Here is a 24,077-nt window from a genome sequence, read left to right as displayed (position 1 = left end):
CCCAACCATTCGGTGTAGGGCTTATTCAATAGAAAATATAAAAAATTAATTGAAATTGATGACGAAGTCTTCCGGTTTTGTTCTTACTTTTTTTAGGTTGACTAACCAGTCATTCGATTCATCTCTATAACCTAATGCCAGTATCGTAACCGATCTCAGTCCCAACTTGTCAAGACCTAAAAGTTCGTCCAGTTGCGCATTTGTAAAACCTTCCATTGGCGTAGCATCCACACGTTGCTCCGCGGCAGCAGCTATAGCCATTCCGAAGCCAATATAGGCTTGCCGTGCGGCATGTGCAAAGTGTTGCTCTTTGGTTTGTTGTGCAAACATTCCAAATAAGGTGTTCTTGTAGTCGTCTGAAGTACCCAATGGCAACTCCCGTTCTGTTTCCTGCTGTGCGAATACGGCATCTACACGTTCTTTTGTATATTCATCATAAGCCGCAAAAATCAATAGGTGAGAAGAGTCTACAATTTGTGTCTGTCCGAATGCGATAGGTTGAATCTGGGCCTTAAGATCCGGATTACTTACCTGTATAATTTTAAATGGCTGCAATCCCGATGAGGTAGGAGCCATTCTAGCTGCTTCGATAATATAGTCTACTTTTTCTTGTGCTACTGGAGTGCCGTTCATTTTTTTAGTGGCATATCTCCAGGATAAGTCTTGTAATAAGCTCATTGTTTATTTGTTGTTTTTTAGTGTAAATATAAAACCTTCAACAGCATCTATCAGTGTAGCTGTGGGGGCCGAAGGGATATGGTCGTCTGATAATAGCGCAATGGCTACAAAGCCATGGAGCGTAGACCAAAAAGTCTTTAGTTTCAAATATTTATCCGCAATGTCATTCCCAGAATCGCTTAGCACTTGCTCTATAGCACTATACATATAGTTTGAAGTACGTTGCATTTCTTTCGAGCTGTTGATAGCTTCACACGGAGGGATTCCTAATCCAAACATGATTCTATAATGCTGTACATAAGTAGATGCGAATTTCCAGTATGTATAGGCGATATCTCGTAGGCGCTCACTAGAGTCTATTTTGTCTTCAGGAATCAAGCTCATCTCATGCGATAGGATGTTGAATCCTTCTTTCGAAAAATACTCGATGATAGCCTCTTTACTTTCAAAGTGTTTATAGATTACAGGAGCACTATACTCTATTGCATCTGCAATCTTCCGGATAGATAGGGCTTGCCATCCATCTTCAGTGATTATCTTCCATGACTGGGTGATAATCTTGCTGCGTAGCTCCTGAATTTCACGTTCTCTTCTTGTTGTTGTGCTCATGTGTTTAAACATTTAGTTAACACTGTTAGCAAAAGTAACACCCGTTTTTGTTTTTTGCAAATTCGGCTTGTTTTTTAGACTTTCAGTTGACAAAAATAAATCTATCTTTTTTTCTATCTTTAGTCAAAACTGTACAATATGCAACAACAGAAGGTATCTTTGATTCTAGGTAGTGGTGGTGCACGGGGCATTTCTCAAATTGGTGCTATACAATGGCTTCTTGAACAGGGAGTCGAAATTGACGAAGTGGTGGGTTGTTCTATAGGTTCACTAGTCGGAGCAGCCTTTGCTGGTGGGAAGATAGGAGAGCTGGGTGAGTGGATGAGCAAGTTGACAAAACGGGAAGTATTTCGTTTGATGGATTTTTCCGATCCGAGGTTCGGGATTTTAAAAGGGCAAAAGGTTATGCGTACCTTACAGGAAGTTTTTGAAGATGTCGCTATTGAAACACTTGGTGTCAAATTTACTGCAGTTGCAACAGATTTAGCCAACGAGCAGGAAGTTGTATTTCGAAAGGGAAGTATATATTCTGCTATTCGGGCGTCAATAGCTATACCTGCTGTTTTTCAGGGGGTACAGCTTGCTAATAAATTTCTTGTTGATGGAGGAGTACTTAACCCTGTCCCTATCAATTACGTACAGAATACAGATAATATTAAGATAGCAATCAATTTAGATGGACCTCCCAAGTCTGCCGTAGAGAAATCCTATAGCAAACTCAATGCATTAGATTTATTGCAAGAATCCTATATGGCCATGAGGCGCAGACTCAGCCTGTTGAGTATTCAACTGTATCAGCCTGATTATGTAATAAATATTCCCAATGATCTTTCAGGAATATGGGATTTCGATCGATCGTCAGATTTGATAAAAGAAGGGTACGAACTGACCCGGAGCACACTATCCCAACATATCGATAAGATAAAAGGTAAGCAAGTTTAAATATTCTTGCTTACCTTTTTCTCTTATTATAAATCAGCTTTACGTATGCTGACTGCATTTTTATGACCATGAAGTCCTTCTAGTTCAGCCAATATTTCTACCACTGAGCCTATTTGCTGTAGCCCTTCAGGACTTATCTGCTGAAATGTTATCTTCTTAATAAACGAATCTACAGATACTCCAGAGTAGGATTTTGCATAGCCTGAGGTAGGCAGTGTATGATTTGTTCCGGAAGCATAATCTCCTGCACTCTCTGGAGTAAGATGTCCAAGGAATACAGAACCTGCATTAAGTATTAGCGAAGTGATCGATTGCCAGGCATCCGACTCGATAATAAGGTGTTCGGGAGCATATTTGTTGGAAAACTCCATTGCTGTTCTCAAATCTGTCGTTAGGATAGCGTAGGAGTTTGCCAAGGCCGCGCTGGCTATTTCCTGACGTGGTAGTAGACTTACCTGTTTGTTTAGTTCTAGATTGACCTGCGTAATGAGTTCGGCCGAAGTCGAGACCAGTACAGCCTGGCTATCAGGTCCATGCTCGGCCTGTGCCAATAGATCTGCAGCTACATAAGCCGGGTTTGCTGTTTCATCAGCGATAACCAATACCTCCGAGGGGCCAGCGGGCATATCTATACTGACATTCGTCTGACCTTGTATGATACTTTTTGCTTTCGTGACAAATTGATTTCCAGGGCCGAATATTTTGTCAACCTTAGGCACTGTTTCCGTTCCGAATGCCATAGCGGCAACAGCTTGAGCACCTCCTACAAGATAAATGCGCTCTATTTTCAATAGGATCAAACAATAAGCAACGAATCTGTTGATTTTACCCGATTTTTGAGGAGGCGAACAGACCACAATCTCTTTGCAACCAGCTATTCTTGCCGGAACACCCAGCATGAGCAGGGTAGAAGGCAATACCGCCGATCCACCAGGGATATAAAGGCCTACGCGTTCAATAGGTCGTGCTTCACGCCAACATTTTACGCCGGGCATTGTTTCCGTTACCCGTTCGCGTTTCAGTTGTGTACTGTGAAAACGGTGAATATTTTGAAACGCGATTTCGAGTGCGCGTTGCTGATCTCTAGATATTGTACTGGCGAGCTCCTCTATATCGTCTTTGCCCAGATATACTTGTTCTAAATCCACCTGGTCAAATTTAGAGGCATAAGCTCTTAAGGCTTTATCTCCTGAACTTTTTACATCTTCGATGATGGAATATACGGTGTCAGAGATAGCATTATTAGGGTCTGTATTTCGCTGCACCAACTGTTCGATAACAGCTGGAGATAATTCTTCCTGATTGTAAACTTTTAGCATTATAATATGATTTTTTCTATAGGCATCACCACGATTCCTTGTGCGCCTACAGACTTGAGTTTATTGATTTTACCCCAAAAATCATCTTCCGAAATTACGGTGTGCACAGCTACCCAGCCTTCCTCCGCTAGAGGCACAACGGTTGGACTCTTGACACCTTTCAGTAATTCCGTTACTTTTTCGAGGTTATTTTTTTCTACGTTAAGTACCACATATTTCGTTTCCTTGGCCCTTAATACCGACTGAATCCGTTGCAACAGCTCCATTAGTATTTCATTTTCTTCCAAGCCTTCACGTGCTATCAGTATAGCTTCCGATTTGCGTACATCAGCAAATGGCTTCAAACCGTTACTTTTTAGTGTACCACCAGTCGATACGATATCGCAGATAGCGTCACTTAAACCTAGACCTGGAGCGATTTCTACGGAACCAGAAATTGTTTGAATATCGGCGTTTATTTTATATTCTTCAAGAAAATTCTTAAGTATAACAGGGTAGGAGGTTGCGATTGATTTGCCATTAAGGTCTTTTAAATCGGAGATTTTGGAGTCTCTAGGGATCGCGAGTTTTAATGTACACTTACCAAATCCAAGTCGTTGTAAATAAGCTACATTAGATTCTGTTTCATCAATTACATTTTCGCCTACGATACCAAGATCGGCAATACCTTCTTCGACATATCCTGGGATATCATCGTCTCTCAGAAACAATATTTCTAAGTTAAAATTAGAAACAGACGTAATCAGAGAGCTTTTGTAGTTCTCGAAATCGAGACCACAGTTTTTTAGAAGTTGAACGGACTTTTCATTTAATCTACCCGATTTTTGGATAGCTATTTTTAGATTTTTCAAAACGAATTGTTTAGGTGTAGTAAAAACTATTATTAATTATAAAAAATGAAATCGAGGGGGAGTTGCTTCACGTAGAAACACATAACATTACATATCGCCAATCTGGCGATGATGCATATGAATGTGATGTGTAAGCACTATTGTCATTTATTAATAATAATTAGCCAAATGTAGAATTATGTTAGAACATTTGCAAATTTATTTTTCTTACCATAAAAATTAGACAATCGTTTGCAATCAAATTCATTGCTGATTCCACGAAACTCAGAAAACCTGTTATAAATCCGGCTAGAATGACCGATTAGTCGATCGTTAGATTATAGGATGGCAGAAATCCGACAACATCCGGTTAACCTGATTTCAGCGTATTATAATATTGGTAGGTTAGCTGTTTTACCAAACTATTTAACATAACGTAAATTATATTTACAACTTGTATTTTATGTCAGTAACTTGTTTAACATTTAGCTGTAATAAATGCCATTGGTGTTTTACACCAGCAATTTATTTGTTTACTTTGTATAAACATTGAAAACATGTCCTCCAAAGCAGATAAAGCAGAAAAGACAGTATACTTCAGTATTATTGGCAGTTTAGGTCTGGCTATAATTAAATGGTTAGCTGGTTTCTTCGGGAACTCATTTGCCTTGATAGCTGATGCTATCGAATCTACTACAGATATTTTCTCCTCAATTTTGGTGTTACTGGGAATTAAATATTCCAAACGACCAGCAGATGAAACTCATCCGTACGGTCACGGTCGTATTGAGCCATTGGTAACCTTTATTGTGGTTATTTTTCTGGTCATATCTGCAACAGTTATCGCACACCAAAGTGTGATTAATCTCCGGACTCCCCATGAACCACCCGAAGCATGGACATTGTTTGTTTTGGCAGGAATTATTATATGGAAAGAAATCAGTTATCAGGTCGTTAGCCGACGCGCGAAAGCATTGAACAGCACATCATTAAAAGCCGATGCTTGGCATCACCGTAGTGATGCAATTACTTCTGTAGCCGCATTTATAGGTATTTCTGCTGCGCTATGGCTAGGCGAAGGTTATGAATATGCTGATGATTGGGCTGCTCTTTTCGCTTCTGGATTCATTCTCTATAATTGTTATCATATATTTCGACCGGCTTTGGGTGAGATTATGGACGAAAATCTCTTTGAGGATATGGTGAATGACGTCAAGGAGATGTCGTTACGTGTAGACGGAGTTTTGGCTACAGACAAGTGCTTCGTTAGAAAAATCGGAATGACATACATTGTTGATCTTCATGCTGTTGTGAGTCCTGAGTTGAGCGTTAGACAAGGTCATGATATTGCCCATGCATTAAAAGATTACCTGATGCTCAATATGCCATCTATTTCAAATGTATTCGTGCATATTGAACCTTTCGATCCTGTTGCAGCCAAAAAGGCTAACAGTTAAACGGGTAAACCCCTCTCCTCTTTAAATTACCTCTTTTGATTTAATAGTTAACTATTGAATTGATGTTTTTATTGTGTTTTTTTAATTTTTTTGCATTTAATTATATAGAATTATTAAATTTGGAAACTTCTGTATATAATATTTTCAAAAAAAGATGCTAAACCTTAACACTTTTATTAAATACGTTGAAAAGCGTAATCCAAACGAACCCGAGTTTCTACAGGCTGTCATTGAAGTTTTGGAGGATCTTATCCCCTATATTAATGAATATCATCCCGAGTTTGAGGGACTAAAGATTTTAGAAAGATTGACGGAGCCCGAGCGAGTTATTTCCTTTCGTGTAGCCTGGCTGGACGATGATAACCAGATTCAGGTCAATCGAGGATATAGAGTTCAGATGAATAGCGCTATTGGTCCTTATAAGGGGGGACTTCGCTTCGCTCCGAGCGTGAATTTAAGTGTTTTGAAGTTTTTGGCCTTTGAGCAGGTCTTTAAAAATTCGCTTACGAGTTTACCTATTGGCGGAGGTAAAGGTGGTGCCGACTTTGATCCTAAAGGGAAGTCTGATAACGAGATAATGCGTTTCTGTCAGTCCTTTATGACCGAACTGTACCGTCATATCGGTGCTGATACAGATGTTCCCGCGGGTGATATTGGCGTTGGTGGCAGAGAGATTGGCTATCTATTCGGTCAATACAAACGTATTCAGAACAATTTTACGGGTGTGCTTACTGGAAAAGGTGTCAATTGGGGTGGCTCTTACATCCGACCAGAGGCTACCGGTTACGGACTTCTATATTTCGTAGGTTGCATCTATGATTCTATAAATGAGAATCTGGAGGGAAAAACTGTTGCGATTTCTGGTGCAGGTAATGTTGCTTACTTTGCGGCAGAAAAAGCCATTTCATTAGGTGCTCGGGTAATTACCATATCGAATAGCTCAGGCACTTTGTATGACAAAGAAGGCCTTACTTTAGAGAAACTATCCTTTATCAATACCCTAGGGCGCGATTTGAATAAGTTTACCAAAAAATATAAGACAGCGACCTTTCATCCTGGCGAGAAGCCGTGGCAGTTTAAATGCGATATCGCGCTACCCTGTGCTACAGAGAATGAACTGAATGAAGCAGATGCTAAGAAATTGATAAAAAATGGTTGCAAATGTGTTGCCGAAGGTGCCAATATGCCTTCTACTGCAGAGGCTGTCAAAGTTTTTCTAAAAGCTAAAGTGTTTTTTGGACCGGGCAAGGCCGCAAATGCAGGTGGTGTCGCTGTATCAGGACTAGAGATGTCGCAGAATTCGATTGGACAGCAGTGGTCGGCCAGTAAAGTGGATGGTCGGCTAAAAAACATTATGGAGAATATTCATAAGACCTGTGTGCGTTATGGAAAAGAAGAAGGCGGATATATCAACTATCTCAAAGGAGCCAATATTGGCGGTTTCATCAAAGTTGCCGAAGCGATGAAATCTCAGGGCGTATTATGATGATATTCTTACGGGATTAGTTATACAATTGCTAAGATTTTGTTTACTTTGTGACCTTCTAATTAAATCAAGATTAAATGAGGGTTTTAGCAGAATTGCCACATCCAGATTGTAAGATTACTATTTTTGGGATGAATCAAAAGTTCATCATCAAGTTTGAGCAAGGGAATCTTGAACAATCCTATAAGATTGCAGAATCAGATGTTTTGAATGGAGTTAATGGAGTCTTTGAGATTCTAGATGAACAGTTTATCAATCACGTCCTACAGTCTTTTACTCGTATGCGGACCGGGTTTAACGATACTTACAATAGATACTATTAAATAAAAACAGGAGAGCTTTTCAATCACTCTCCTATTTTTATTTTCCAAATGTATGGTTTTTCCTAAAATTGGCTACCATATCTGGTAGTGCTATCGAAGCCTTTTCTTCAAATAGTTGTATGGCATTGCTTCTTATATTTAGCTGAGGGATATTCGGATCTACCACTACTATTTCACATTCTCTCGACGTTTCGTAGACTAGATTTGCTGCAGGGTACACTTGTAAAGAGGTGCCTACTACCAGTAGAAAATCCGCATCTTTTACTAGTCGAATCGCTTTATCCATATTAGGTACAGACTCTCCAAACCATACTACATGCGGCCGCAAAGGCGAGCCAAATTCACAGGTTTCCTCCACTCCAATTTTGTCCCCTATTATCGGATACACCATGGTAGGATCTAGCGAAGATTGCGATTTTCTAATTTCACCATGCAGGTGTATAATATTTTTACTACCTGCACGTTCGTGAAGGTCATCTATATTCTGCGTGACAATCCACACATCTGCATCTTGTTCTAGGCCGGCCAGCGCGACATGTGCCGGGTTAGGCTCCGCTAGTATACACTTTTTCCGTCGTTCATTATAAAAACGCTGCACCATCTCTGGATTTCGTCGCCATGCATCCGGGGTTGCCACATCTTCAATGCGATATCCTTCCCATAGTCCATCATTTCCCCTGAATGTCTGTAGTCCACTTTCGGCTGAGATGCCAGCACCGGTTAAGACGACTATCTTACTTCGTTTTGTCATTCTTCAAAGATAAAAAAAGACCGTATAGAGCAACACATCCTCTATAGGAGAAATGTCTACCAGCACTATTGTTTTACAAAGTAGCGATGTTCGATAACAGTTACTTCGTCTTCTTTTTTCGTCATTTTATCGAGCCCAGCCTTGATGCTACAGTGTCCTGTTATTCCACGGTATACCAAAGCTCCGCCAAGGGTTACCCCTGTCAATGCTGTCATTGGACGTTTTATGAGTTGCTTTATGCCTATTCCTAGTATAAGTCCACCAGCCACAACGGACAGTATCCGTTCAGAGGTCCCTACATTTCCATCGATACAATCTTCGTCCACTTTCTTTTTTATTTTTTCCAAGGCGTAGTTTAATAGCATATTATTGATGTTTTAGTTACAGTTATATAACAACTTATTTCAGATTATGTTTTTCAATAAATGTGATTATATGTATCTTGAGATGTAATATTTAATAGCGAAATAGACCATGCATGTAAAGAAACATTCCGGAGAATTAGTCCCCTTTAGACCAGACAGTTTAAGACACTCTTTATCCCGGTCGGGAGCCTCTCCAGATGAGGTTGATGGAGTATTCGAACGTATCAAAGACAAGCTTTACGATGGCATTTCTACACGGGAATTATACGAACTGGCATTCGAATACCTTAAATCATGTCGGGATACCTATGCAGCAAGATATAGTCTTAAAAAAGCATTGCGGGATTTGGGACCTGAAGGCTTTTATTTTGAGAAGTGGGTAGCTCGTATGTTTCAGGAAGATGGATATCAGGCCGTCACGGGGCAGATTATACAGGGGCATGCGGTAACTCATGAAATAGACGTTGTGGCTACAAAAGGTCAAGAGTTACTTGCTATCGAATGCAAATTTAGAAACGATGTCGATGCGAAGATATCCGTCACAACACCAATGTACTTTATGTCCAGGGTCGTTGATATATCGGATATAAAATATACTTTTTTTGATAAGAGTTTAAAAGTGTCAGCTGGCTGGCTCGTTACAAACGCTTATCTCACAACAGATTCTATCAAATTTGGCGAATACCATAAGATGAATCTGTTGGCATGGGACTATCCAAGGGAGGCTAGCTTGAAAGCTCGTGTAGATAGCAACGGGCAGTATCCTATAACCTGTTTGACTTCTTTAGGAGCACAGGATAAAGCCCGCTTATTGAAAGCACAGTGTGTTTTGGTCAAAGATGTTGTCCGAAATCCCAAATTTCTTCAGATGATAGAGATCAGCAACGAGAAAAGGAAGCAGATTTTAGAAGAAGCTATAGGATTGGTAAATAGTCCGTTGGAGCATTAGGTTAAAGTGTTTCGCTTAGCCATTTGGGCAGAGCAAACTCTGTAAATAAATGCGCAAGACGGTAGTTCATGTGGTTTGCCTTGGATAACCAGAGTACCTCCTCTATCTCAGCGTAGCCTGATACGGTTTGCGTTAGGTTCTTGTTTAGTAGGAATATATGACCTTCTACCATTGTGTTGACTTCATTTGCAGCTTTGGTCGTATGGTTGGCCAAGAAGGTAAAATCAGTTGTATTGAAGGACAGGTTTAGCTCCTCATTCAGCTCGCGTATCAGCGCTTCGTTTGCTGTTTCCGTAGCCTCTATTTTCCCTCCGGGTAAGGCAAAGTATAGACCATCTTTTTTTCTAACGACCAAAATATCATTTTGGTCGTTAGTTATTATAGCCAAAGCTACCGTTATGGTCTTCTTTTTATTCACTATTTAGTTGCTGGATTTCAGATAGTAATCTAGCGCTTCTTTAATATCCTCTTCTGATACATAGATATTGTATACTGCACTTCCTATGCGCTCCAAGAGAGCAAAACCGATTTTACCATCCTCATTCTTTTTGTCATTTTTCATTAGCTCCAAAAACTCATCATATTGATTTGGAGTATATCCGTAGCGGCCATACCGGGATAGAAATGTCGCCGTTATATCCTGTAGTTCCGCTTCAGAAAGCCCTGTGTGCTTGTGCGACAGCCATGCTTCACAAATCATCCCTATAGCAATGGCTTCTCCATGTAATAGTGGGTTTGAATCATGTAATAAGGAATACCCTTCGATCGCATGACCGATGGTGTGTCCAAAGTTCAATATTTTACGTAAGCCCTGTTCTGTTGGATCGCTTACGATTACTTTGTTCTTTATCTCTACCGAACGGTATACAATCTCAGTACTTACCTTTGTCGCATCAATTTGCTTACAGGTATCGTATAGATCTTTGTCCTGAATCAAGCCATGTTTTATGATTTCTGCAAATCCGGAAGTTAATTGCCTTTGGTCCAGCGTATCCAGAAAAGCGGAACTGATGAAGACTGCTTGTGGTTGCGTGAAGGTGCCGATAATGTTTTTTACATTATCCAAGTCTATTCCCGTTTTACCACCCACAGAGGCATCTACCTGCGACAATAATGTTGTCGGAATCTGGACAAAATCGATTCCTCTTTTATAAGTTGATGCTGCAAATCCGCCCATATCGGTCACCACTCCTCCACCAAGGTTTATCATCAGTGCCTTTCTGTCGGCCCCGAAGTCAAGCATTGTTTTCCAGACACCAATACAAAAATCAATGTTTTTATTCTCCTCTCCTGGGTCTACTTCGATGATATCATAGTCCACTAGATTCGGCAGTGCCGCCTGTAATACAGGTAGACAGTGGTCGTTCGTATTCCTGTCCACAAAGACAAGGATCTGTGAGTATGCCCTTTCGGCAATAAATGACTCTAATGACTTTAACGAATCATCAAAATAGACACTATACCCTAAACTATTGATTGTTTGCATGATTTTTAAATGAGAAAGTAAATATACGTATTTTATACGATTTTGACCTTTTGTCCATCAAACTCTACTGTATCTCCCTTGCGGACTTTCAGCCTTTTTCTCAGATCCACAGCGCCATTGTACATTACGAGTCCATCTTCTACCACCCGTTGTGCCATGCCGCCATGTTCGACCCAATTGAGTGCTTTTAATAATTGTATCATCGGAATAAACTCCCCTTCTAGTGTGAATGTTTGCATATACAAAAGTAAGTTAATCTTGCGTAAAATAATCTTTTTCCCAGAAAAGTAATCATTAATTACTTACTTTTGTCCCGAAAAATTAATACAAAATGACAGCACCAGAAAGTTCATCGACATTAAACTTTGATAACACCGAGATAGCATTCCGTAATAAGTCTGACAAAGACCTAGAGAGAGCCTATTGGTTATTCAAAATGGTTGCATCCAATGCGCTCATTAAGATAGGTACTCCAATAACGAACTTTTCTTTAAATATAGGCCTTCCGATTCAGGGAATAATCCGCAATACCATTTACAAGCAGTTCTGTGGTGGCGAGACTATTCAGGGATGTAGTAAGGCTATTGAAGAGTTGGGCAAAGGAAATGTGACCACCATATTAGATTATTCTGTAGAGGGCGAAGAGTCCGAAGAGAGTTTTGATGCTTGTTGCAATGAAGTGTTGTCTACTGTGGCATTTGCTCGTACGAACAAGCTGATTTCCTTCTGTGTATTCAAACCGACAGGAGTTGGACGTTTCGATTTATTAGCAAAAGTAGATGCCAAGCAACAGCTGACTACAGAGGAGAAAGAAGAGTTTGCGCGCCTTATGGATCGTTGCGACCGTATTTGTAAAGCTTGTTACGATGCTGATATCAGAGTATTGATAGATGCTGAGCATTCTTGGATACAAGACACGATCGATGATATCGCACGGGAGATGATGGAAAAATACAACAAGCAAAAACCCATTGTCTACAATACCTATCAATTGTACAGACACGATAAACTAGCTTCATTAAAGGCGGACTTTGCTTATGCCGAAGTTCAGAACTTCTATCTTGGAGCAAAGATTGTGCGTGGTGCCTATATGGAAATTGAGCGTGAGCGCGCAGCAGAAAAAGGCTACCCGTCTCCTATACAGCCTACCAAAGAATCCAGTGATGCCGACTACAATAATGCGATCATGTTCTGTATGGATAATGTTGAGCGAATAGGATTGATGGCAGGAACACATAATGATGCGAGCAGTATGCTATTGGCCAGTGAGATGGATAAGCGCAATATTAGCCATAATCATCCACATGTATTCTTTGCTCAGCTATTAGGGATGTCTGACAATCTTTCATTCAATCTTGGTGCAGCAAATTATAATGTAGCGAAGTATATGCCATACGGACCTGTAAAATCGGTAATGCCTTATCTTTTCCGTAGAGCACAAGAGAACAGTTCTGCCGCTGGACAGACTGGACGTGAGTTGAGCTTGATTATCAAAGAGAAAAAACGCAGAAAGAGTTTAAAAAAATAATCGAATATAGGTTGCTGTGAGGTAGCCGTTATCTCCGTTTGACAGTAAGCGTCCTGGTAACAGGAGACTATTTCAAACGGAGATTTTTTATGATAAACCATTGAGAGTATGAACGAACTGGACCTGGCAAAATACAAGCGCTTGATGAAATTATCGAGTAGCTCCAAGGCATTGCTTTTTGATGTAGACGGCACATTGGCGAATAATATTTGGGCGCACAAAGCCGCTTATGTCGAAACTGCTGCGGAGTATGGTGTTCAATTGGATGACGACCTTATTGACGAGACAGCTGGTTGGCCGACTGTCGCCGTTGCCCAAGAGATTACAAGACGTTATCAGGTTGAGTTTGATATACAGCAGTTTTCAAAGCGAAAATCGGCCGTATTTATCGAGAAATACATTCACGAGACACAGCCTATCGATTTTGTTAGGCAGGTATTGCTAGATAATGTCGGGATTAAAAAAATAGGTGTGGTATCAGGAGGCACTCGATCCACATTAAATATCACTCTCGATGTTATTGGGGTTAGTGGCAAATATGAAGTTCTTGTGTGTGCAGGTGATACCGAAAAAGGAAAGCCTTCACCAGATCCCTTCTTGCTTTGCGCTCGGTTGCTTGACACCTCTCCCGAAGATTGTTTTGTCTTCGAAGATGGAGATCCAGGTGTAGCCGGTGCAGTTGCAGCAGGTATGTCTTGGGTTCGTATCGACCAGCTTTAATTTCCTAGAGACTGTTAGAAGTTTGTCATGACACGTATTCCGCCATTCGTGTAGTCCATATCTGCTCTACGGTACTGTCCTACTGGTATTTTGAAATAAGGCTCCACTGATACTCCAAAGCGATTGTTCACCTTTACCTTTTTACCGATTGAGAAGTTGACAAAACCGTTAAAACCATTGGTCGATACGTTTTCTTCCGCAGATTTTACTGTTTTGCTCACCGCTTTCACAGCACTTTTCATCTGTGTCTCATTCTCCGGAAAGCCTTGTGAGAATGTCTCTACATTCACATTGTCCACATAATGCGCATTTCTTTCTTGTCCTAGTATGGCCGAATAGGAAACCCCGGCTACCGCGTAAAGTGATTTCCCTACATTATATTTAACCTCCAATGGGATGTCTACAGATTGCACGACACTGGTTACAGCATTGATATTAGGGAGTATCATCCTGTTGTTTTCTGCCGCACTATAGGCGTTTGTCATTTTTCCTATGGTAGGTGCGTTACTTTGATTTTGGTTCACCACAACAGTTTCCGAGCTGCTCGGTTCTATAGGATTCTTCATAATCCCCACTTCATAAGAGTTGTACGACGCTCCTGTGCGTACGCTTATCTTATTCGTCAAGTTGTAGGCCAGTGTCAGTCCTCCTCCCACATTGGTCTTTTGACCTGTAGACTGTGGCGACACAAATAGAGCGAGGTCGAACTTATCCCCAAAGCGGACTTGCTTATTTTGGTTCCTAGTCTCCACCTCTTTTAGATTCAATTCGGATGTCGGGATAGATTTGGCAGCGAGTATCAGGTTCTCCGGTATGGATGTTGTACTTTGTGGCTTCTTAAGGTCTATAGACGCATATCCTGGCATTACCAAAGTCTCTCTGAGTGTACTTCCTGAAGGGATTTCTATTTGTTTGCCCATAGCGTTCAATCCCTCAGCCATCAGCGGTAGGCCTAGCGATTGCTTTACAGCTTGGCTTTGTGCGTAGTTATTACGATTTGCTAGAATAGTATTGTTATTTATTGCATACACGTTGTCCAAAGAAGGATTTGAAGGACTCTCCTGTGGCATCGCGGTTGTACTTTCAGTATGTGATTGGCCTGGAGCAGAGGCTTCTGTAGGAACAGGTTTATGTTCTATTACAGCATTCACATTCATATCAGAAGAGGTAAGAATAGTCGAGTTTTTGACATAGTACAGAGTCCCCATTCCAATCAATAATAGCGCAGCCGCTGCTGATATCCAGCGTGCCATAGGTCTAGTCTTTGTCGTAGTCCCAGGGTTCTGACGCTTGAAATTCTCCCAAGCCCCTTCTCTGTATCCCCTATCTGGCTGCTCCTTGATACGGGATATAATGTCATCAATTATTTCTTTCTCACTTTTCATTCTGAATACATTTAAGAATGATTTATATTATCTAATACAGAAAACTGGTCTGTATACAATTTTCGTAATCTTGCTTTAGCTCTAGTCAAATATGTTCGCGAAGTACTTTCTGGAATATTTAGTAGTTGTCCGATTTCTTCATGCGAATAACCTTCTATTTCGTACAAGTTGAAGATGGACCGCTGGATTTCAGGGAGTTCATAGAGTAGTTGTAGGATGTCATTTTCTTCCAGTCTCGTAGATGAACTTACTGCATGTTGTACAAGCTCGCCATCGTGTATATCGTCTAGTGCATATGTCTCTTTCTTCGCTCTTATTTTATCTATCGAGGTGTTTACAGTGATACGTGCCATCCAGGCCTTAAACGTCTTTTCTATCACAAATTCATCTTCCTCAAATGAAAAATCGCCTACCTTTCGGAATACCTTTACAAAAGACTCATTCACGACATCTTCTGCTTCCATTTCATCCTTTACGTAACGGAGCGCTACTGCCATCAGGTAACCATAAAACTTTTTATAAATGTAAGATTTGCTACGCTCGCTATCGGCCAATACACATTCCTCCAAAGCGGACTTTAGAGTCAAAGAATCTCTCTTCTTGAAGTATTTTGGCAATATATTCACGTAAGGCTTATATGCTTTTCACTTATCTAAATTATGTATTTTATCCCCAGTAATACTAATCATCAAGCCTTTATTTTACGAATAAATCTCTCATTTTCTATAATAAGAACGGAAAAGAAATATAAACGCTACAGCTTTATTCGATTAATTGTTTGATTTGCTTTTTAGCTTGAGTCTTTGCCTCTTTTTGCTTAATTTTAATTAAAATAAAAGGACCAAAATCCAAATCATGTTTTGGGTCTTGTAGTTTAAAGTTATTGATAATAATTTAAAACTGTTTAATGTCGTTATGATATTTAAACAGCCAAAGGATAGCTCGTTAAGCTTATAGCGCATTTGTTTTAAGCTAAACATTATATAATCAAATAGTTGTCACCATGAAACATATACTTTTTCCAACAGATTTTTCAGAGGCTGCGAACAATGCTTTTTTGTATGCCTTGCACTTAGCGAATCAGCTCGATACCAAATTGCTGGTGCTGTATTCCTATGTAACTCCAATTTTATCGGCTACCCATGCGGGCCAGCCTGAGATGTTGGCCGATGTCTATCAGCAGGTCGAGCTCTCCAAGTTTGATTACTTTAAGAAGCAGGCGCCTGCATTGCGTGAGCTGGCAGAGAAAAATGGCCTAGACTATGAGAAACTAATCTTCCTTTTCGAAGAAGGTACTGTGGTTTCCAGTGTGCGTAAAGTCGTAAAGGCTGAAGACGTCCGTTTGGTCGTTATGGGTACATACGGGGCATCCGGTTTTACGGAAAAATTTATCGGCACCAATACCGTTGCGGTCATACAGAATATTCAGCAACCTGTCTTGGCGATACCTGCTCAAGCGAAGTACGCCCCTATCAAAAAGGTCGCTTTTACTACGCTATTCCGTGAAAAAGATTTGGCCGCGTTAGAAGAGGTTGTCCATATGGCCAGCTTAGTCAATGCGGAGGTCTACTGTACACATGTTATGGATGATTCCAGCAATCCTGCTAAAGCGCTATTGTACGGAGAAGATTGGGGCAAAAAGTTTCAGGGCAAGGGCTTGGATTTCGTGTTCTTAGAGAAAAAAGAAAACGTAGAAAGCACAATCAATAGCTTTTTGGCAGAAAATCACATCGACGTTTTAGCCATTGTGAAGCGCAACCGAAATTTCTTCGATAGATTAATTAATTCTAGCCTTTCGAACAAGTTTGCCTTTCATTCTGATATCCCAATCCTTGTATTCCATGAAGAGAAAGGATAAGCGTGACCAAACGATTTTTATTTTTTTTTGTTCTAATGTATCCAAATAAGAGGAACACAGTATGTTGAATATAATATTGAATAGTTTGAGGCAGGCAAATAAGTTGGACCAACCGGTCGACAAATACACGATGCTTGTCAATGAGAAATCGGAAACAGAGGGCATTCTCTGCTTTGTTCCTACGGATAGAAAAGAAGTAAAGGTATTGGTGCCGGCGCCCTATCACCAGAGTTTGCTTGCAGATTCAGCCACGTTCACCTATAAGCAACTGCTTTCACACAAAGAAGCCATTGTTTTAAAGTAAAAAACAAATAATTTAAATATGAAAAATATTCTTTCCTTAGCGCTATTGTCCTCCACTTTGTTGGGGACGGCTTGTAATAATGGTGCTGCTACTACCCATGGAGATTCGGCTGATAGTACGTTGGCTCCCGTAGAAACTAAAAAAGGCAATACCGATTACAAACCCGCTTTCGAGGGGCAGACACGTATTACAGGTGTTAAGACTGCTACAGCATTCGAAGGCAAGGTTCTTGCCGATGGCTTGAAGTCCCCTTGGGGTATTACCGTATTACCTGACGGCCGCTTCCTGGTTACCGAGAAAGAAGGAACGATGCGTATTGTCAATAGCGAAGGTAAGATTAGTGAGGCTATTACTGGAATTTCAAAAGTAGATAACGATGGACAGGGCGGTCTATTGGGCCTTACATTGGATCCTCAGTTCGGTACCAATAGAATGGTATACTGGGTGTTTTCTGAACGTTCTTCTGGTGGTAATCAAACTTCCGTAGCAAAAGGTCGTTTAGCGGATGATGAAAAGACGATCGATAACCCGGTTGTTATCTATCGGGCAGGTCCTGTTTTTGATGGAAACTTACATTTTGGAGGCCGTATTATCTTCGATAAAAATGGCAATCTTTTCGTGAGTACAGGTGAACGTTCCGAGTTGGCTACACGACCACTGGCTCAGGATTTAAAAACTGGTCTAGGTAAGATTTTGCGTATTACTACCGATGGTAAGCCGGTTGCAGGCAACCCATTCGAAAGTAATGCTGAGTCTCTTCCCGAAATCTATTCCTATGGACATCGCAATGTACAAGGTATTGCACTTCATCCGGTAACCGGCGACCTATGGGAGACCGAGTTTGGACCTCGTGGTGGCGATGAGCTCAACCGCGTAGAGCCGGGTAAGAACTACGGTTGGCCTACGATTACCTATGGTATAGAGTATTCTGGTAAAGAAATCGGCACCCCTCCTATCCAACAGAAAGAAGGAATGGAGCAGCCTGTCTATTATTGGGACCCTGTCTTATCTCCTTCAGGCATTACCTTTTATACGGGATCAGCGATTCCTGAATGGAAAAATAATGTGTTCGTCACTGGACTTAGCAGTATGCATATCGCCCGTCTGGTCATCGCTAATAATAAAGTCGTGGGTGAAGAAAGACTGTTAGAGAAAGAAGGCCAACGCTTTAGGGATATTGTTCAGGGACAGGACGAAGCCTTGTATGCTATTACAGACAATGGGAAGCTATATCGTATAGGTAAGAAATAACGAGTAGCTTATTTCTTAATCTATATTAGTTTTTAGAAAACGGGATAAAGTTATATTTGAGTCAGAATTAAAATAGATAAGTGATAGATATGAGAGAAGAGCTAATAGATATTCCACTGGTTAAAAATGATTTGGACCATCGTTTTGAAATAAACGTCAATGGTTATTTGGCATTTATAGATTTTAAAGAGACTAGGAGCCGTATTGCGTTGATACACACCGAAGCAGCTCCGGAGCTTAAGGGTAGCGGGGCTGCGGCAGCAGTCGTAGAGAAGACTCTCCTATTCATTGAGCAGGATGGGCGCAAGCTGATGCCTTATTGCCCTTACGTATTTGCCTATATCAAGAAGAACCCAGAGTGGAAGCGGATTGTTGACCCTGCTTTTCCGGCTTACGCGGATCTGTAATAGCTAGGGGCGCCTATTTTTGTAGATTATTGTCTACAAAAATAGTGTATTTTACTGTATTACAATATCATGCTCTTTTCTCTTTGAGATTTTGGCATACACTTTGATCATCAAGTATTAGATTGTAAAAAATATTTTATTAATCACTTATAATTACAATATACTTCCTTAGCCCAATAATAACGTGCGATATTATTGGGCTTTTCCTTTCTCCTATCTTTCTACGATTTCCTTGACATTCTCTCCGTAGAAATCCGTATATATTGCTTTCTTTTTGCTCAGTTTATACCATTTAAAAAATGCTCCTACAAAAACGATTAGCATGAGAATCATCGCAAAGACCGCAAGTCCCGCCAATAATAGCTGTTGATTGGGTAGGTAAACATTTATCACTTGCTCATATCCGGCCCAGAATGTAATAATAGCCATAAATATTCCTGGTATTGCTGTACATAAGGCGTATTTTCCACGGTCCATGCGGATGAGCATAGTTGTACATACGATGAGTCCACAGGCTGCTAATAGCTGGTTACTAATACCAAATAGTGGCCATATACTACTTACATTTCCAGTGTATACAAGGTATCCCCAGGAGAAGGTAAATAGGAAACTGCTCACTAATATCCCCGGAAGCCAATTCTTATCTTTGAATTTAGGAATAACATTTCCCATCATCTCCTGTAGGAAAAAACGTCCTACCCTTGTACCTGCATCAATTGCTGTCAGTATAAATACCGCTTCAAACATTATCGCAAAATTATACCAATAAGCCATCACATCATCCATAAAAGGGATATTATCAAAGATATGCGCCATACCTACGGCCAGAGATACCGCTCCTCCCGTCCTTCCATGCAAATCTATTCCAATTCTCTCTATAAAATGATTTAAGTCTACAGCGACCAGTTCAGGGTGTTTGGCAATAAAAGCATCATACGCAGCCACTGGCGTGTTAATAGCAAAATAATCTCCCGGCATCAGTGTACATGCAGCAATTAATGCCATCAGTGCGACAAAGCCCTCTACTAGCATTGCTCCATACCCAACAAATAGAATTTCTCGTTCATTCGCAAGCATTTTAGGAGTTGTTCCAGTAGCTATTACCGCATGGAAGCCCGAGATAGCGCCACATGCGATAACAATAAATATAAATGGCAGTACAGGTCCTCCGATTACTGGCCCACCTCCAAATACGAACTCCGTGAAAGCTGGCATCTGTAAAGTAGGTTGTACGAATATAATACCTACTGCCAGCATTAGTATCGTACCGATTTTGAGGTAGGTAGACAAATAGTCCCGAGGAACTAATAGTAACCACATTGGGAGTACCGAAGCCAGAAAACCGTATACTGTAATTGCGATAGAGATTGTACCAATATTCCAATGAAATAAATTGCTGATATACTCATATTCCATAAGATGGTGGCCTCCGATTATACCAACAATCAATAGTATCCCACCAATCACACTAGCCAATGTGACCGAATCTTTGCGGTATCGCATGATAAGTCCCATTAGTATGGCTATCGGCATAGTGATAATCACGGTAAATAAAGACCAGGATGCTTCATGCATGGCACTTATACAAGCCAATGAAAGCCCCGCGAGGGTCAGTATTAGAATTAGAAGAACGGCTATTCCAGTTATGGTGCCTGTAGTTTTACCAATTTCTTTGTAGGCTATCGAGGCTAAGCTCTCTCCTTTATGACGTATAGAGGCAAATAATACAATCATATCGTGCACTCCTCCAGCCAATACACAGCCTATCAGAATCCAGAGTGTCCCTGGTAGATAACCGAATTGGGCAGCTAATACTGGTCCTACTAGCGGTCCCGCTGCGGCAATAGCTGCAAAATGGTGACCGAATAATACATTCCTATTGGTCGAGACATAGTCTTGCCCATCCGCGAATTCATGGGCAGGCGTCCTATTTTTATTGTTTAGTCGGAGGACTTTATTAGCCATAAAAATACCGTAGAACCGGTAGGCAATTGCGAAAATAAGTAAAGAGGTGAAAATTAGAGTTAACGCGTTTACTCCGTTTAGATACTCCATAGATTTATAGTTTGATTATTGCAGGGGTAAAAATATAAATAAAATCATTATTGATGATTATATTTTTAATTTTTTTTAAAAATAAGTGATTCACTCTTCTTTTGTTTTTAAAAACAGTTTATTTACTATTTTTACACCCGTATTTATAAAAACGTAATATAATAGAAACCATTACATATTAAGATTGTATATAGTTAATACAGCCTGCTTGAATATGATTGACACACAGAATTTAAGATTATTTGATTTGGCTAGACGTCAGATCGAATTATACCCCAATTTACCCATGTTTGGATATAAACAGGATGGTGAATGGAAATACCTTTTGACAGCAGATTTTTTGAATGAAGTAGACCGGGTATCGCTTGGTCTGTTATCCCTGGGTATAGAGCGAGGCGAGAAAGTCGGCCTGATTGCTGACAGTAGTGTCGAGTGGCATATTATGGATTTTGCCATACAGCAAATCGGAGGCGTTGTTGTCGCTATGTATCCCAATATAACAGATGCAGATTACCAATACATCTTTAATGATGCTGAGATTAAGCTCTGCGTTGTTGGGAATAAATCACTATACAAGCGCATCAATAATATTCAAGAAGCTATTTATTCGCTCAAATACATTTTTTGTATACAGGAGGCAGAAGATGTCCGTAGCTGGAATGAATTAAAGGAAATCGCTACTGGTCAAGATCCAGCTATATTAGATGACTATCGGGATAAAATTCTTCCTGCTGATTTAGCGACCTTGATATACACCTCAGGTACCACCGGCAAACCGAAGGGCGTGATGCTATCCCACAATAACATTGTATTCAATGTCATGTCTGCACGAGATATCACTCCTTGCCAGGCATTCGACCGTGGCCTTACCTTTCTCCCTCCTTGTCATGCTTACGAACGTATGGTTGTGTATACTTATATGTATATCGGCATCACGATTCATATTGCCGAATCACTGGACAAAATCGGACAGAATATTGGCGAGGTGAAGCCACATATTATGACCGCTGTTCCCCGCATATTAGAGAAGGTGTATGAAAAGATAATGAAAACCGGGCACGAGTTGTCTGGAATGAAGCGCAAAATCTTTGATTGGGCGGCAGGTATTGCGGATGGCTATGACCCTAATCCCGAGAAAAGGAGTGCTTTGTATAATTTTAAACTGTCCATAGCACGAAAGCTTGTGCTGAATAAATGGTATGAAGCTTTAGGTGGACATCTTATTACCATTGCTTCAGGCTCGGCTTCCTTACATAATAAGCTTGCGCGTATGTTTCTCGCCGCAGGCATTCCCGTTTATGAAGGTTATGGATTGACCGAAGCCTCTCCTCTTATTGCAGTTAATCATTATCTTCATGGTGTCCGAATCGGTACGGTCGGTCTACCCGTCAAGTATGTTGAAGTCAAGTTAGCTGAGGATGGCGAGATTTTGGTAAAAGGTCCCAATGTCATGATGGGGTATTATAAAGACCCCGAAGAAACCAGCAAGACGATTATCGATGGCTGGCTGCATACCGGAGATATTGCCGTACTCGAAGAGGAACGTTTTATAAAGATAATTGACCGTAAAAAAGAGATGTTCAAGATATCCGGAGGCAAATACGTGACCCCTCAACCTATTGAGAAGAGACTCGTTGAGTCACCATTTATCGAACAGGCCATGGTTATTGGAGATGGTCAGAAATTCGCTTCTGCGTATATTGTTCCCAACTATTCCAACCTATTAGAATGGGCACGTACCAATGCTTCCGAGCTAGTGACCTTGCCCAAAGATGAGTTCTTAAAACAAGATGCTGTTCTTAAAAAGATAAATAGTGAAATCCGTCAGGCCAATCAGCATTTTGGAAATTGGGAGCAGATTAAAAAACCTATTATCCTACAGGACGAGTTTACAATTGAGGGAGGCGAACTTACGCCCACTTTAAAGATGAAACGAAAGGTGATTCTCTCCAAGTATAAAGTGTTGTTTGATGAGTTATATCGCTCTGCCTAAATGAGTTATTATGTCTGGGTTCAAGAAGAGAATAGATAGTTTTAAGTGGGCTTTCAACGGCTTCAAGATAGCCTTCAAGGGCGAGGTCAATCTAAAGATTCACCTCGTTGCTGCAACAATGGCAATAGCGCTTGGTTTTCTTTTTGACATCGATCGTTACGAGTGGCTTGCTGTGTTGATTGTAATAGGGATGGTATTATCTGCCGAAATTTTCAATACTGCTCTAGAGCATCTGGCGGACTTTGTATCCATCGAAAGGCGTCCTGCTATCAAGAAAATCAAGGATCTTGCCGCCGCTGCGGTCTTGCTCCATGCTATTATTGCAGCTATAGTAGGTATTATTGTATTTTCCCCTTACATTATCGCTTATCTCCAGGCTTAGATATAGATAGCATGGACAAAAAAAAGCCAGATTACATTCCTAGTCTGGCTTTTTTCATCATATTACTCACATCCGTCAGGGCCGCAGCTCGGTCCATCCTGCTCTGCCACAATTTGTAGTGAACTACCCCCCTTCCACTCCGATAATGCCTTTTCCAGCGTCTGTACGAATAGTTCATTTGGTTGCGCTCCTGAGATAGCGTATTTACGGTCGTATACAAAGAAAGGTACCCCCTGCACACCGATCTGGCGAGCCTCATGGATATCCATTTTCACTTCATCATCCAGCTCTCCGCTCTCCAGTACTCTGACTAATTCATTTTCATCCAGTCCCAATTGTGCTGCTAGATCTGTTAATACAGCGATATCATCCACATTTTTACCTTCCGTAAAATAGCTTTTAAAAAGCATTTCTTCCGCTTCCAACTGTTTGCCATACTTCTTCGCAAAGTGGGCAAATACATGTGCACGGAAAGAGTTTGCTACCACCGCTTTATCCATATGATATTCTAAGCCTTCTACAGCGGCCATTTGTGTTACCTGTTGGCTCATTTGCTGCGCTTGCTCTAAACTCATTCCCTTATGTATAGACAGATAATCGTTGATATTTTGCGAAGTGTCAGTCTGCAAATCCGGATTCAGCTGATAGCTTTTCCATTCGATTTCTATGGCATCTTTATTCGGAAGAGTTTCAATAGATTTTTCTAATTTACGTTTTCCAATATAACAGAAGGGACACATGATGTCACTCCATATTTCGATCTTCATTTTTTCCATTTGCAATCCATTTGTTTAAATAGTTCCTTATTACAAAGATAAGTATTGTTTGAGGCAAAGTATAATGTGTGTAACATAAGTCACCTTTACCCTTGCCTATTCGATGTAACTTTACGTTAGTATGTCAGAAAGGTAATGGTAGAATAGTTAACTTTCGGCAAAAAAGAGATCTTATCTGACGAGGCGTCACAGGAAGATAGAATAGCTTTTCCCTTGAGAAGGG

26 protein-coding genes are annotated in these 24,077 nt (G+C 40.6%); 13 read left to right on the top strand and 13 right to left on the bottom strand.

Features of this window, described 5'->3' with window-relative positions; translation table 11 throughout:
* Positions 1–45 precede the first annotated feature (45 nt).
* Both JKG64_RS04225 and JKG64_RS04220 read right to left on the bottom strand, forming a co-directional pair.
* Positions 46–678, bottom strand: a complete 633-nt coding sequence (locus JKG64_RS04225) for a nitroreductase family protein (RefSeq protein ID WP_210353084.1) — start codon at positions 676–678, stop codon at positions 46–48.
* 3 nt (positions 679–681) lie between these two features.
* Complete coding sequence (locus tag JKG64_RS04220) at positions 682–1,287, bottom strand: TetR/AcrR family transcriptional regulator (RefSeq protein ID WP_210353083.1); 606 nt, start codon at positions 1,285–1,287, stop codon at positions 682–684.
* 138 nt (positions 1,288–1,425) lie between these two features.
* Here JKG64_RS04220 and JKG64_RS04215 point away from each other — a divergent pair, with 138 nt between their 5' ends.
* On the top strand, positions 1,426–2,229 hold the full coding sequence (locus JKG64_RS04215) for a patatin-like phospholipase family protein (protein WP_210353082.1): 804 nt from the start codon (positions 1,426–1,428) through the stop codon (positions 2,227–2,229).
* 26 nt (positions 2,230–2,255) lie between these two features.
* Here the strand turns inward: JKG64_RS04215 and hisD are convergent, their stop codons facing one another.
* Together hisD and hisG are read right to left on the bottom strand one after the other, a co-directional pair.
* A complete protein-coding gene (gene hisD, locus JKG64_RS04210) occupies positions 2,256–3,548 on the bottom strand; it encodes a histidinol dehydrogenase (RefSeq protein WP_210353081.1) in 1,293 nt (430 codons plus the stop codon).
* Entirely contained in the window at positions 3,548–4,399 is an 852-nt protein-coding gene (gene hisG / locus JKG64_RS04205; protein ID WP_021068389.1) for an ATP phosphoribosyltransferase, read from the bottom strand. Before hisG ends, hisD begins: the two co-directional genes overlap by 1 nt.
* A gap of 536 nt (positions 4,400–4,935) precedes the next feature.
* On the opposite strand from hisG, the gene JKG64_RS04200 reads away from it, so the two are divergent.
* From JKG64_RS04200 to JKG64_RS04190, 3 genes are all read left to right on the top strand, one after another.
* The gene (locus JKG64_RS04200; protein WP_210353080.1) at positions 4,936–5,835 is read left to right on the top strand and encodes a cation diffusion facilitator family transporter; all 900 of its coding nucleotides are present in this window, start codon (positions 4,936–4,938) and stop codon (positions 5,833–5,835) included.
* A gap of 154 nt (positions 5,836–5,989) precedes the next feature.
* Entirely contained in the window at positions 5,990–7,321 is a 1,332-nt protein-coding gene (gene gdhA, locus JKG64_RS04195; RefSeq protein WP_210353079.1) for an NADP-specific glutamate dehydrogenase, read from the top strand.
* A gap of 77 nt (positions 7,322–7,398) precedes the next feature.
* The gene (locus JKG64_RS04190; protein ID WP_210353078.1) at positions 7,399–7,644 is read left to right on the top strand and encodes a hypothetical protein; all 246 of its coding nucleotides are present in this window, start codon (positions 7,399–7,401) and stop codon (positions 7,642–7,644) included.
* A gap of 37 nt (positions 7,645–7,681) precedes the next feature.
* Here the strand turns inward: JKG64_RS04190 and JKG64_RS04185 are convergent, their stop codons facing one another.
* Complete coding sequence (locus JKG64_RS04185; protein ID WP_210353077.1) at positions 7,682–8,395, bottom strand: SIR2 family NAD-dependent protein deacylase; 714 nt, start codon at positions 8,393–8,395, stop codon at positions 7,682–7,684.
* A gap of 65 nt (positions 8,396–8,460) precedes the next feature.
* Positions 8,461–8,760, bottom strand: a complete 300-nt coding sequence (locus JKG64_RS04180) for a YgaP family membrane protein (RefSeq protein WP_133583447.1) — start codon at positions 8,758–8,760, stop codon at positions 8,461–8,463.
* Positions 8,761–8,869: 109 nt separating this feature from the next.
* Between JKG64_RS04180 and JKG64_RS04175 the strand changes: the two genes are divergently transcribed.
* Positions 8,870–9,709 (top strand): ATP cone domain-containing protein, encoded by an 840-nt coding sequence (locus JKG64_RS04175; RefSeq protein ID WP_210353076.1) that lies wholly within the window; start codon positions 8,870–8,872, stop codon positions 9,707–9,709.
* Between the two features lies 1 nt (position 9,710).
* Here JKG64_RS04175 and JKG64_RS04170 read toward each other — a convergent pair whose 3' ends face one another.
* From JKG64_RS04170 to JKG64_RS04160, 3 genes are read right to left on the bottom strand one after another with little or no spacing between them, the layout of a single operon-like run.
* On the bottom strand, positions 9,711–10,127 hold the full coding sequence (locus JKG64_RS04170; RefSeq protein WP_210353075.1) for an NUDIX hydrolase: 417 nt from the start codon (positions 10,125–10,127) through the stop codon (positions 9,711–9,713).
* A 3-nt stretch (positions 10,128–10,130) separates the two neighbouring features.
* A complete protein-coding gene (gene aroB, locus JKG64_RS04165; RefSeq protein ID WP_210353074.1) occupies positions 10,131–11,195 on the bottom strand; it encodes a 3-dehydroquinate synthase in 1,065 nt (354 codons plus the stop codon).
* Positions 11,196–11,227: 32 nt separating this feature from the next.
* A complete protein-coding gene (locus JKG64_RS04160) occupies positions 11,228–11,434 on the bottom strand; it encodes an RNA-binding S4 domain-containing protein (protein WP_133583444.1) in 207 nt (68 codons plus the stop codon).
* 92 nt (positions 11,435–11,526) lie between these two features.
* Here JKG64_RS04160 and JKG64_RS04155 point away from each other — a divergent pair, with 92 nt between their 5' ends.
* Both JKG64_RS04155 and JKG64_RS04150 read left to right on the top strand, forming a co-directional pair.
* Positions 11,527–12,723, top strand: coding sequence for a proline dehydrogenase family protein (locus tag JKG64_RS04155; protein ID WP_210353073.1), 1,197 nt, complete (start codon positions 11,527–11,529; stop codon positions 12,721–12,723).
* Positions 12,724–12,831: 108 nt separating this feature from the next.
* Positions 12,832–13,443: an HAD family hydrolase gene (locus tag JKG64_RS04150; RefSeq protein ID WP_210353072.1), complete on the top strand. Its 612-nt coding sequence runs from the start codon at positions 12,832–12,834 to the stop codon at positions 13,441–13,443.
* 14 nt (positions 13,444–13,457) lie between these two features.
* Here the strand turns inward: JKG64_RS04150 and JKG64_RS04145 are convergent, their stop codons facing one another.
* Complete coding sequence (locus JKG64_RS04145) at positions 13,458–14,828, bottom strand: outer membrane beta-barrel protein (RefSeq protein WP_210353071.1); 1,371 nt, start codon at positions 14,826–14,828, stop codon at positions 13,458–13,460.
* Positions 14,829–14,839: 11 nt separating this feature from the next.
* Positions 14,840–15,454: an RNA polymerase sigma factor gene (locus JKG64_RS04140; protein ID WP_210353070.1), complete on the bottom strand. Its 615-nt coding sequence runs from the start codon at positions 15,452–15,454 to the stop codon at positions 14,840–14,842.
* A 377-nt stretch (positions 15,455–15,831) separates the two neighbouring features.
* On the opposite strand from JKG64_RS04140, the gene JKG64_RS04135 reads away from it, so the two are divergent.
* From JKG64_RS04135 to JKG64_RS04120, 4 genes are all read left to right on the top strand, one after another.
* On the top strand, positions 15,832–16,686 hold the full coding sequence (locus tag JKG64_RS04135; protein WP_210353069.1) for a universal stress protein: 855 nt from the start codon (positions 15,832–15,834) through the stop codon (positions 16,684–16,686).
* A gap of 61 nt (positions 16,687–16,747) precedes the next feature.
* A complete protein-coding gene (locus JKG64_RS04130) occupies positions 16,748–16,990 on the top strand; it encodes a hypothetical protein (RefSeq protein ID WP_210353068.1) in 243 nt (80 codons plus the stop codon).
* An 18-nt stretch (positions 16,991–17,008) separates the two neighbouring features.
* A complete protein-coding gene (locus tag JKG64_RS04125; protein WP_210353067.1) occupies positions 17,009–18,241 on the top strand; it encodes a PQQ-dependent sugar dehydrogenase in 1,233 nt (410 codons plus the stop codon).
* A gap of 89 nt (positions 18,242–18,330) precedes the next feature.
* A complete protein-coding gene (locus JKG64_RS04120; RefSeq protein ID WP_210353066.1) occupies positions 18,331–18,648 on the top strand; it encodes a GNAT family N-acetyltransferase in 318 nt (105 codons plus the stop codon).
* 213 nt (positions 18,649–18,861) lie between these two features.
* Here the strand turns inward: JKG64_RS04120 and JKG64_RS04115 are convergent, their stop codons facing one another.
* A complete protein-coding gene (locus JKG64_RS04115) occupies positions 18,862–20,703 on the bottom strand; it encodes a carbon starvation CstA family protein (RefSeq protein WP_210353065.1) in 1,842 nt (613 codons plus the stop codon).
* Between the two features lie 214 nt (positions 20,704–20,917).
* On the opposite strand from JKG64_RS04115, the gene JKG64_RS04110 reads away from it, so the two are divergent.
* A complete protein-coding gene (locus JKG64_RS04110) occupies positions 20,918–22,696 on the top strand; it encodes an AMP-dependent synthetase/ligase (RefSeq protein WP_210353064.1) in 1,779 nt (592 codons plus the stop codon).
* A 10-nt stretch (positions 22,697–22,706) separates the two neighbouring features.
* Positions 22,707–23,078 carry a diacylglycerol kinase family protein gene (locus tag JKG64_RS04105; RefSeq protein WP_210353063.1) on the top strand — a complete coding sequence of 124 codons (372 nt, stop codon included), beginning with the start codon at positions 22,707–22,709 and terminating at the stop codon, positions 23,076–23,078.
* Positions 23,079–23,140: 62 nt separating this feature from the next.
* Here JKG64_RS04105 and JKG64_RS04100 read toward each other — a convergent pair whose 3' ends face one another.
* Positions 23,141–23,854: a DsbA family oxidoreductase gene (locus JKG64_RS04100; RefSeq protein ID WP_210353062.1), complete on the bottom strand. Its 714-nt coding sequence runs from the start codon at positions 23,852–23,854 to the stop codon at positions 23,141–23,143.
* Between the last annotated feature and the right edge of the window lie 223 nt (positions 23,855–24,077).

This window comes from Sphingobacterium tabacisoli (assembly GCF_017908035.1).
Classification (GTDB): Bacteria; Bacteroidota; Bacteroidia; order Sphingobacteriales; family Sphingobacteriaceae; genus Sphingobacterium; species Sphingobacterium tabacisoli.
This window is presented reverse-complemented; position numbering and strand designations above follow the sequence as displayed.